Annotated in this window: 1 protein-coding gene; it reads left to right on the top strand. The window is 46.9% G+C overall.

The window, feature by feature from the left end; genetic code table 11:
* Positions 1–1152: IS4 family transposase (locus tag NFS35_RS28835; RefSeq protein ID WP_251210387.1), on the top strand; the 1152-nt coding region annotated here is incomplete at its 5' end.
* Between the last annotated feature and the right edge of the window lie 159 nt (positions 1153–1311).

The following is a 1311-nucleotide window of genomic DNA, read 5'->3' as shown; positions in this document are numbered from 1 at the left end:
CTGGAATTACGCAATTATATGAAAACCGCACACCCGGGAATGGAAATATCAAAGCCGGGCTATCTGAAACAGCGAATGAAATTGAATCCGCTGGCTTTTTATGAGCTTTACCGCCATCATAACAGGAACTTTTATGCAGACCCTGGATTTTCTGTCTTCCATGGATATCTGGTTCTGGCGGCAGACGGCTCAGGAATCAATATCCCAACCACAAGGGAAACGCTGGAAACATTTGGGACATCCAGCAGAAAAGGAACAAAGCCCCAGGCATCCATAGGGCTCGGGTGTCTGTATGATGTGATGAACCGCATGATCCTGGAGAGCGACTGCTGTAAATGCAAGTTTGATGAAATGCGGCTGGCGGAAGAACAGATCGACCGTGTATCTGAAACAATCGGCGCGTCACAGCCGTTTCTGGTCGTCATGGACAGGGGCTATCCCTCCACCGCGGCTTTTATCAGGATGATGGAGAAGGGGGTTCTGTTCCTTGCGCGCCTCAAATCCAGTGACTATAAAAAGGAGCAGTCCTCTTTATCCTTTCCGGACACATGGGTGGACATCCGTCTGGACAAAAGCCGGATCAACCATTATAAAGGAACGGATATCGGGCAGCGGATGGAAGAACTCGGGCACATCACCCTGCGCATGGTCAAAGTGCCGTTACCGGAAGGGAAGGAAGAAGTGCTCATCACAAATCTGCCATCGGAAACCTTTGACAGCCAACGGATTGCGGAATTGTACCATATGAGATGGGGAATTGAAACGGCATACGAAACGCTCAAAGACCGTCTGCAGATAGAGAACTTCACAGGGACCAGGCCTGTTTTGCTGCTGCAGGATATCTACAGCACAATCTATGTCAGTAACCTTGCGGAAGACATCATCCGTGACGCGGAAGCGGAGCTGGATGAGAAAGAAAAACACAGGAAGCATAAAATGATGGTGAACCGGACGTTGAGCATAGGGATACTGAAAAATGACCTGATTTATATCCTGTTGGAAACAGATGCGCAGAAACAGGACAGGCTGTTCCATCAGATCTATGAAGACATCAGCAAAAATCTGGTTCCAATCAGGCCAGACCGTCATTACCACCGGACAAAGGGGCAGCTTGCGGGAAAATATTCAAACACGCATAAAAGAGCTTATTAAACAACAAAGTTATAGCGCATTAGATTGTTTTGCCTGATAATTACAGTATAAAACCGTCAAATGGTAAGACTGACTCCTAGAACAATACCGGATGTCTTTATCCCATGAATGGGTGTAAAGACATCCGGTATTGTTCTTTTCCTTAAGTTAATGACATTG

The organism is Acetatifactor aquisgranensis (assembly GCF_943193215.1).
Taxonomy (GTDB): Bacteria; Bacillota; Clostridia; order Lachnospirales; family Lachnospiraceae; genus Acetatifactor; species Acetatifactor aquisgranensis.
This window is presented reverse-complemented; position numbering and strand designations above follow the sequence as displayed.